Source organism: Streptomyces sp. NPDC001100 (assembly GCF_053598575.1).
Genome location: NZ_JBSFKO010000015.1, coordinates 227,021 through 235,010 on the forward strand (window position 1 = coordinate 227,021; position 7,990 = coordinate 235,010).

Below are 7,990 nucleotides of genomic sequence, written 5' to 3' on the forward strand. Positions count from 1 at the left end.
CCTGGGGTACCGTCGATCACGATGGCAACGATCCAGGAGTGCCGCGCCGCACTCGAAAAGCTCTCGGACAACATGCAGCAGGCCGACGGCAATGTCCGCGCCGCCGCGGCCATGGACCGTTCGGTCAGCTGCCGGATCACCGATCTCGACGTCACCTTCGTCGGGCGGCTGACCGGCGGCCGGATCGTGGTGGACGAGACCGTGGAGGGCCTTCCGCCGGAGAAGGCCCAGATCAGGCTGACCATGGCCGGCGACGACCTGGTGGCCATGGTCAACGGCGGCCTGAACTTCGCGAAGGCCTGGGGCTCGGGCCGGGTGAAGCTGGAGGCCAACGTGTTCGACCTGTTCCGCCTCAGGAAGCTTCTGTAGCGGCCACTTTTGGGCGGTCGGCCCGCGCGTGTGCCTTGCGCGCCGCCGGCACCACGAGCGGCGTCCCCGTCTCCGGGTCGTCGATGACCTGGCAGCGCAGCCCGAAGACCTCCTCGACCAGTTCCGCCGTGACGATGTCGCTCGGTGCCCCCTCCGCGATCACCGCGCCCTCCCGCAGCGCGATGAGGTGCGTGGCGTACCGGGCCGCGTGGTTGAGGTCGTGCAGCACCGCGACCAGCGTGCGGCCCTGCTCCTCGTGCAGTTCGGCGCAGAGGTCGAGGACGTCGATCTGGTGCTGGATGTCCAGGTAGGTGGTCGGCTCGTCGAGCAGCAGCAGGGGCGTCTGCTGGGCGAGCGCCATGGCGATCCACACGCGTTGCCGCTGCCCGCCGGAGAGTTCGTCGACATAGCGGTCGGCGAGTTCGGCGACCCCGGTCTGCGCCATCGACTCCTGTACGACCCGCTCGTCCTCCTGGGACCACTGGCGCAGGATGCCCTGGTGCGGGTACCGGCCGCGGCCCACGAGGTCGCCGACGGTGATCCCGTCGGGGGCGATGGACGTCTGAGGGAGCAGGCCGAGCGTCCGTGCGACCTTCTTCGCGGGCATCGACTGGATGACCTGCCCGTCGAGCAGCACCCGGCCCTCGCTCGGCTTCAGCATTCGCGAAAGGGCCCGCAGCAGCGTGGACTTGCCGCACGCGTTCGGGCCGACGATCACCGTGAAGGAGTTGTCGGGTATCTCCACCGACAGCTCGCGTGCGATGACGCGCTGGTCGTAGGCGAGGGTGACGTTCTCGGCGGACAGGCGGTTCACGGTGCTCCTTCGATTGTTCAGCCCGCTGCTGAGGCCGCGCTGGTTGCTCTGGTTGCTCATATCCGGCCCGCCCTGCGCTCGGTGACCAGGAGCCACAGCAGGTAGACCCCGCCGAGCACTCCGGTGACCACGCCCACGGGCAACTGGTCGGCGCCGAAGGCCCGTTGGGAGGCCCAGTCGGCGGTGACCAGCAGGGTGGCGCCCATGCACAGCGAGGGCACCAGGTTCGGACCCGGCGAGCGGGTCAGCCGACGGGCCAGCTGCGGCGCCGTGAGGGCGACGAAGCCGACGGGTCCCGCGGCGGCCGTCGCGGCGGCGGTGAGCAGCACGGCGGCCACCATCAGCAGCAGCCGTACGCGCTCGACCCGCACTCCGAGGGCGTACGACACGTCGTCGCCCATCTCCATCATCCGCAGCCCGCGCGCGTTGGCGAGGACGAGCGGAAGCAGTACGGCGCACAGGCCGAGCAGCGGCCAGACTTGGGCCCAGTCACGGCCGTTGAGGGAACCGGTCATCCACACGACCGCCCGGGCCGCGTCGACGAGGTCGGCCTTGGTGAGCAGATAGCCGTTGACCGCGGTGACGACGGCGGAGACGCCGATGCCGACCAGGACCAGGCGGTACCCGTGCACCCCCTGCTTCCAGGCGAGCAGATAGATCGCGAGCCCGGTGACCAGACCGCCGACGAGCGCGCCGAGGGTGACGGCGGTGGCGCTGCCGGAGAACAGCACGATCATGACGAGCGCCCCTGCCGTCGAGCCCTGCGAGAGGCCCAGCACGTCCGGACTGCCCAGTGGATTGCGGGAGATGGACTGGAACAGCGCGCCGCCGAGCCCGAGCGAGGCGCCGACCAGCAGCCCGACGAGGACCCGGGGCAGCCGCAGCTGGTTGACGATGAACTCCTGGCCCGCGTCTCCGCCCCCGAACAGCGTCCTGAGGACGTCACCGGCCGGGATCGGGAAGTCGCCGGTCCCGATCAGCACGACACTCGCGGCGAGCGCGCAGACCAGGAGCAGGACGACGACGGTGACGGCGCGGAGGTCGAGGCGGAGGGAGAGGCCGCCGGTACGCACGGCCTTCGTTCGGAGCGCTTGAGTGGGTGTGGCCTTCACAGCTGGGCCGTCCTCCGCCGTCGTACGAGGTAGATGAAGACCGGGCCGCCGATGACCGCGGTGACGATGCCGACCTGGAGTTCCGCGGGCCGCGCGATCAGCCGGCCGACGACGTCGGCGCCGAGCAGCAGCACGGGCGACAGGATCGTGGCGTACGGCAGGATCCAGCGCAGGTCGGGGCCGGTGAAGGAGCGCACCACGTGCGGCACCATCAGGCCGACGAACACGATCGGCCCGCAGGCGGCAGTCGCGGCCCCGCACAGCACGGTCGCGGAGAGCATGGCGAGCGCCCTGGTCCGGTTGAGGTTCGCGCCGAGGGCGCGGGCGGTGTCGTCGCCCATCGCCACCGCGTTCAGCGGCCGGGCGAGCAGCAGCGAGACGACCGTGCCGACCGCCAGGAACGGCGCGACCTGGGTGATGGTCGAGCCGGTGGCCGAGGCCAGTGAACCGACCGTCCAGAAGCGCATCTTGGAGAGCGCCGCGTCGTCCATGATCATGACGGCCTGGAGATAGCCGTAGAGCGCGGCGCTGATCGCGGTGCCCGCGAGGGCGAGGCGCACGGGGGTGGCGCCCCGGCTCCCGCCCAGGAACCAGACCAGCGCGCCGACCGCCGCCGCGCCCGCGAAGGCGAACCAGACATAGCCGCTCAGCGAGGTGACACCGAAATACGTGATGGCGGTGACAACCGCGGCCGACGCGCCGGCGTTGATGCCGAGCAGCCCGGGGTCCGCGAGCGGGTTGCGGGTGAGCGCCTGGAGCACGGCTCCGGAGAGGCCGAGCGCGGCACCGGCGAGCAGCCCGAGGACCGTACGGGAGACGCGGTCGCCGACCACGATGTCCGCGTACGTCCCCGTGTCATGGAACAGGCCGTGCCACACGTCCCCCAACGGCAGCGATTTCGCGCCGATCGCGATGCTCGCCAGGGCGACGAGCAGCAGGAGCGCCAGGGAGACGAAGAGCCCAAGGACTCGTACCGCCCGGCGGGTTGGGGGCGCGGGGGCGGTCTCCGCGCGCTGTTCTGAGGGACTGTCGACCAACACGAGGTTAGGTTAGCCTACCCTCGCATCGCCTCTCGCGGTCGAGTCGGGCTCACAACCCCAGTCGCGCCAACGCCTTCGCCCCGTCCAGCGCACAGGAGCCGTCCCCCGCCGCCGTCCAGGCCGCCGCGCAGAGCGCCCGGAGTCCGTCCAAGGGCTCGCCCTCACCGTCGAGTTCCAGCCGCTCGCGTCCCGCCGTCGCGGTCCAACCCCCGCACCGGAAGCCGTCTCCCGCCTCGCTGACCTCGGGCTGCCCGGTGAGCAGGCCCCGCAGATCGGCGTCGACGTACGTCGGCCGGTGCTGCGGCGGCGCGGCGAGAAGCTGCGCTCCGTCGGTCACACCGGTCAGGACGAGCAGCGAGTCGACCTCCCCGTTGAACGCCCCCTCGATGTCCGTGTCCAGCCGGTCCCCCACCACCAACGGCCGCTCCGCGCCCGTCCGCAGGATCGTCTCCTTGTGCATCGGCGGCAACGGCTTCCCCGCCACCTGCGGCTCGGCCCCGGTCGCTATCCGCACGACCTCCACCGCGGCGCCGTTGCCCGGCGCGATGCCGCGCGCGCTCGGGATCGTCAGATCGGTGTTGGACGCGAACCACGGCACCCCGCGCGCGATCGCGTAACAGGCCTCCGCGAACCGCCCCCACACCAGGTCGGGGCCGCCGTACCCCTGCACGACCGCCACCGGATCGTCGTCGGCCGAGTCGACGGGCTCGAGTCCGCGCTCGCGCAGCGCGACCCGCAGCCCCTCCCCGCCGATCACCAGCACCCGGGAACCGGCCGGCACCTGCTCGCTGATCAGCCGGGCGACGGCCTGCGCGGAGGTGATGACGTCATCGGCCCCGGTCGGTATCCCCAGCTCGGTGAGATGCCCGGCCACCGCGTCGGGCGTCCGCAGCGCGTTGTTGGTGACATAGGCGAGCCGCATCCCGCCGGCGCGGGCGGTGGCGAGCGAGTCGACGGCATGGGCGATCGCGTTGCCCCCCGCGTACACCACCCCGTCGAGGTCGAGCAGCGCCGTGTCGTACGCCTCGCTCAGGGCCCGGCCACTGCCCTCGGGCTTCGTCCTGACGCTCTGGCTCATTCCACATCGCTCCTCGTTCGATCGCTTTCACCCGATCATCCCGCACGCCACTGACACACGTACGATGCCGGGATGAACACCGCAGGTCACTCGGAAGCAACGGAGCGCCGAGGCCTGGAACTCACCCCGTTCCGAGGCCTCCGCTACGACCCAGACCTGGTCGGCAGCCTGGCCGCCGTGACGTCCCCACCGTACGACGTCGTCGTCCGCCCCGACGGTCTGCACCACCTTCAGGACTCCGACCCGCACAACATCGTCCGGCTGATCCTCCCGCAGGCCGTCACCCCCAGTGCCCGCAACGAACAGGCCGCCGACACCCTGAACCGCTGGCTCTCCGAGGGAGTCCTCACCACCGACCCCGAGCCCGGCCTGTACGTCTACGAACAGCACGACGGCAACGGCCTGTTGCAGCGCGGCGTCATCGGCGCCCTGCGCCTGTCGGACCCGTCGGAGGGCGTGGTCCTGCCGCACGAGGACGTCATGCCGCACGTGATCGCGGACCGCGCGGCCCTCATGCGGGCCACCTCCGCCAACCTCGAACCCCTGCTCCTGACCTACCGCGGCAACGGCTCACCGGCGGACACGACGACGATCGTCGAGCGCATCGCCGAGCAGCCCCCACTGCTCTCGACGACCACGGAGGACGGCTACAACCACCGCCTCTGGGCGGTCACCGACCCCACCGAGCTCACCCGCATCCAGACGGACCTGTCCCACCACCAGGCCCTCATCGCCGACGGCCACCACCGCTGGGCGACCTACCGACGTCTACGCGCGGAGCACCCCTCCCCCAGCCCCTGGGACTACGGCCTCGTCCTCCTCGTCGACACGGCCCGCTACCCGCTCCGCGTCCGCGCGATCCACCGCCTCCTGCACGGCGTCCCGGTCACCGACGCCCTGTCCTCCCTCGACGGCCTGTTCCGCGTCCAACACCTGGAAGTGCCACTCCCGGAAGCCCTGGAGGCCCTCGCCGACGCGGCCTGCGCGGGCAACGCCTTCCTCCTCGCCGGCGACGGCGCCTTCCACCTGGTCGACCACCCGGACCCCGGCCTCCTGGCCCGTACGATCCCCGCCGACCGCCCCGCCGCCTGGCGCACCCTGGACGCCACGGTCCTGCACGCCACCCTCCTGGACCACGTCTGGCTCATCCCTGAGGACGACCCGACCCGCATCGCCTACATCCACGACACCGCCGCCACCGTCCGCAAGGCCGAACGCGACGGCGGTACGGCCGTGTTGATGCACCCCGTCCGCGAGGAGGTCGTACGCGACCTGGCCCGCCAGGGCGTCACCATGCCCCGCAAGTCCACGTCCTTCGGCCCGAAGCCGGCGTCGGGGCTGGTGCTGCGGGCGCTGGAGCCCTGAGACACCGGAAACACGAAAAGGGCGGGACCCCGGTGTCGGGGTCCCGCCCTTTTCGTCACTGCTGACGGGCGTTGGCGTCAGTCCTTGTCGTCAGCCTTGTCGTCGTCAGCCTTGTTGTCGTCCTTGGCCTCGACAGCGACGGCGGGCTCGGCCACGGCCTCGTCCTCGTCGTCCTCGTCGTCCTCGTCGTCTTCGATCCCGTCCTCGACGTCGTCATCCTCGTCGTCGACGTCCACCTCGTCGGCTACGGAGGCCTCCGCCTGAGGGGCGGCCTCATCGTCGACCTCGCCGTCGATCTCGTCGTCGACCTCGGAGTCGGCACCCGTGTCGACGTCGGTGTCGTCCTCGTCCTCCTCGTCCTCGACGAACGCGTCGACGAACTCGACACCGTCCATCTCGGCGAGCCGGTCCGAAGCGTCCGTGCTGCCGTCCTTGTCGGACTCCACGGCCTTGGCGAACCACTCCCGTGCCTCGTCCTCACGGCCGGCCGCGAGCAGGGCGTCGGCGTAGGCGTACCGCAGTCGCGCGGTCCACGGCTGCACGGTGTTCGAGGCGAGCTCGGGGCTCTGGAGTGTGACGATGGCCGCGTCGAGCTGGTCCATGTCACGCCGGGCACCGGCCGCGACGAGCCGCATCTCGACCTGTCCGGCCTTGTCGAGCTTGTGCACCTCGGGGGCCCCGGCCATCTCCAGCGCCTTCTCCGGCCGCCCGAGCCCACGCTCGCAGTCGGCCATCACGGGCCACAGATCCACGCTGCCGGTCATCCGCCGCGCGGCCCGGAACTCGGCCAGCGCCTCGCTGTACTTCTGGTTCGCGTACGCGGCGAACCCTGCCGCCTCACGTACGGCGGCGACACGCGACGCCAGCCGCAGGGCGATCTTGGAGTAGGCGTAGGCGCCCTCGGGGTCCTCGTCGATGAGCCGGGCGACCATCACCAGGTTCTTCGACACGTCCTCGGCCAGCCCCTTCGGCAGGCTCAGCAGCTCCTGACGTACGTCCTTGTCGATCTCGTCGCCCGTGACGTCCTCGGGGATCGGCAGCCGCTTGATCGGCTCGCGGTCGCGGTCACGTTCCCGGTCGTCCCGGAACCGGCCGCCGCCGCGCCTGTCGTCGCCCCGACGGTCGTCCCGCCGGTCGTCGCGGCGAGGGTAGCCGCCACGGTCACCGCGCTCGTCGTCACGCCGGAACGCGGGACGCTCACTGCGGCTGTCGTCGCGGCGGAAACCACCGGGACGCCCACCGCGCTCGCCACCACCGCTGCCACCACGGTCATCCCGACGAGGACCGGCGGGCCTGTCATCGCGACGCGGGCCGGCAGAACGGTCGTCGCGGCGGGGGTAGCTGCCGCGGTCACCGCGGTCGTCGTCACGCCGGAACGCGGGACGCTCGCCCCGGTTGTCACGGTCGTCACGACGGAACGGCGGACGCTCACCACGGCTGTCATCCCGGCGGAAGGCCGGACGCTCTCCACGGTCATCGCGACGCGGGCCGGACGGACGGTCGTCACGGCGGGGGTAGCTGCCGCGGTCACCGCGGTCGTCATCCCGCCGGAACGCGGGACGGTCACCGTCACGGCGGTCGTCCCTCCGGTCATCACGCCGGAAGGGCGGACGCTCGCCGCCCCGGTTGTCACTTCGGTTGTCGCTGCGGTCGTCACGCCGGAACGCGGGACGCTCACTGCGGCTGTCGTCGCGGCGGAAACCACCGGGACGCCCACCACCGCTGCCACCACGGTCATCACGACGAGGACCGGCCGGCCGATCGTCACGGCGCGGAGCCGCAGCACGGTCATCACGACGCGGGCCGGCAGAACGGTCGTCGCGCCCGCGGTATCCACCGCGATCGCCACCGCCGCTGCCACCACGGTCGTCACGACGGGGGTAGCTGCCACGGTCACCGCGGTCGTCGTCACGCCGGAACGCGGGACGCTCGCCCCGGTTGTCACGGTCGTCACGACGGAACGGCGGACGCTCACCGCGACTGTCGTCCCGTCGGAAACCGCCACCGCCACCGCGGTTGTCGTCCCGTCGGAAGGGCGGACGCTCACCCCGGCTGTCATCACGCCGGAAACCACCGCGATCGCCACGGTTGTCGTCGCGACGCTCGCCGCCTCGGTTGTCGCTGCGGTCGTCACGCCTGAACGGGGGGCGGTCACCACGGCTGTCGTCGCGGCGGAAACCACCGGGACGCCCACCACCGCTGCCACCACGGT

At 71.7% G+C, this 7,990-nt stretch carries 8 protein-coding genes; 2 read left to right on the forward strand and 6 right to left on the reverse strand.

The features are described from left to right. The first annotated feature begins 21 nt into the window (after positions 1–21). On the forward strand, positions 22–369 hold the full coding sequence (locus ACWDEW_RS23345; protein WP_093625110.1) for an SCP2 sterol-binding domain-containing protein: 348 nt from the start codon (positions 22–24) through the stop codon (positions 367–369). Here ACWDEW_RS23345 and ACWDEW_RS23350 read toward each other — a convergent pair. From ACWDEW_RS23350 to ACWDEW_RS23365, 4 genes are read right to left on the reverse strand one after another with little or no spacing between them, the layout of a single operon-like run. Continuing rightward, a complete protein-coding gene (locus ACWDEW_RS23350; protein ID WP_450514864.1) occupies positions 353–1,243 on the reverse strand; it encodes an ABC transporter ATP-binding protein in 891 nt (296 codons plus the stop codon). The two genes, ACWDEW_RS23345 and ACWDEW_RS23350, sit on opposite strands and share 17 nt — an antisense overlap. Beyond that, a complete protein-coding gene (locus ACWDEW_RS23355) occupies positions 1,240–2,295 on the reverse strand; it encodes a FecCD family ABC transporter permease (RefSeq protein ID WP_450514865.1) in 1,056 nt (351 codons plus the stop codon). The genes ACWDEW_RS23350 and ACWDEW_RS23355 overlap by 4 nt, the downstream gene beginning before the upstream one ends. Further along, positions 2,292–3,335: a FecCD family ABC transporter permease gene (locus ACWDEW_RS23360; RefSeq protein WP_450514866.1), complete on the reverse strand. Its 1,044-nt coding sequence runs from the start codon at positions 3,333–3,335 to the stop codon at positions 2,292–2,294. Before ACWDEW_RS23360 ends, ACWDEW_RS23355 begins: the two co-directional genes overlap by 4 nt. A 49-nt stretch (positions 3,336–3,384) precedes the next feature. Then, entirely contained in the window at positions 3,385–4,413 is a 1,029-nt protein-coding gene (locus ACWDEW_RS23365) for an HAD hydrolase-like protein (protein WP_450514867.1), read from the reverse strand. A 72-nt stretch (positions 4,414–4,485) separates the two neighbouring features. Between ACWDEW_RS23365 and ACWDEW_RS23370 the strand changes: the two genes are divergently transcribed. Further along, positions 4,486–5,778, forward strand: a complete 1,293-nt coding sequence (locus ACWDEW_RS23370; RefSeq protein ID WP_450514868.1) for a DUF1015 family protein — start codon at positions 4,486–4,488, stop codon at positions 5,776–5,778. A gap of 77 nt (positions 5,779–5,855) precedes the next feature. Here ACWDEW_RS23370 and ACWDEW_RS23375 read toward each other — a convergent pair whose 3' ends face one another. Both ACWDEW_RS23375 and ACWDEW_RS23380 read right to left on the reverse strand, forming a co-directional pair. Then, entirely contained in the window at positions 5,856–6,728 is an 873-nt protein-coding gene (locus tag ACWDEW_RS23375; RefSeq protein ID WP_450514869.1) for a hypothetical protein, read from the reverse strand. A 26-nt stretch (positions 6,729–6,754) separates the two neighbouring features. Beyond that, the coding region (locus ACWDEW_RS23380; RefSeq protein ID WP_450514870.1) for a hypothetical protein at positions 6,755–7,990 on the reverse strand (1,236 nt) is incomplete at its 5' end.

Excerpts from the sequence above, each read along its gene's own strand:
- ACWDEW_RS23345 (WP_093625110.1), top strand. The coding sequence starts at position 22 with ATGGCAACGATCCAGGAGTGCCGCGCCGCACTCGAAAAGCTCTCGGAC.
- ACWDEW_RS23350 (WP_450514864.1), bottom strand. The coding sequence starts at position 1,243 with ATGAGCAACCAGAGCAACCAGCGCGGCCTCAGCAGCGGGCTGAACAAT.
- ACWDEW_RS23365 (WP_450514867.1), bottom strand. The coding sequence starts at position 4,413 with ATGAGCCAGAGCGTCAGGACGAAGCCCGAGGGCAGTGGCCGGGCCCTG.
- ACWDEW_RS23370 (WP_450514868.1), top strand. The coding sequence starts at position 4,486 with ATGAACACCGCAGGTCACTCGGAAGCAACGGAGCGCCGAGGCCTGGAA.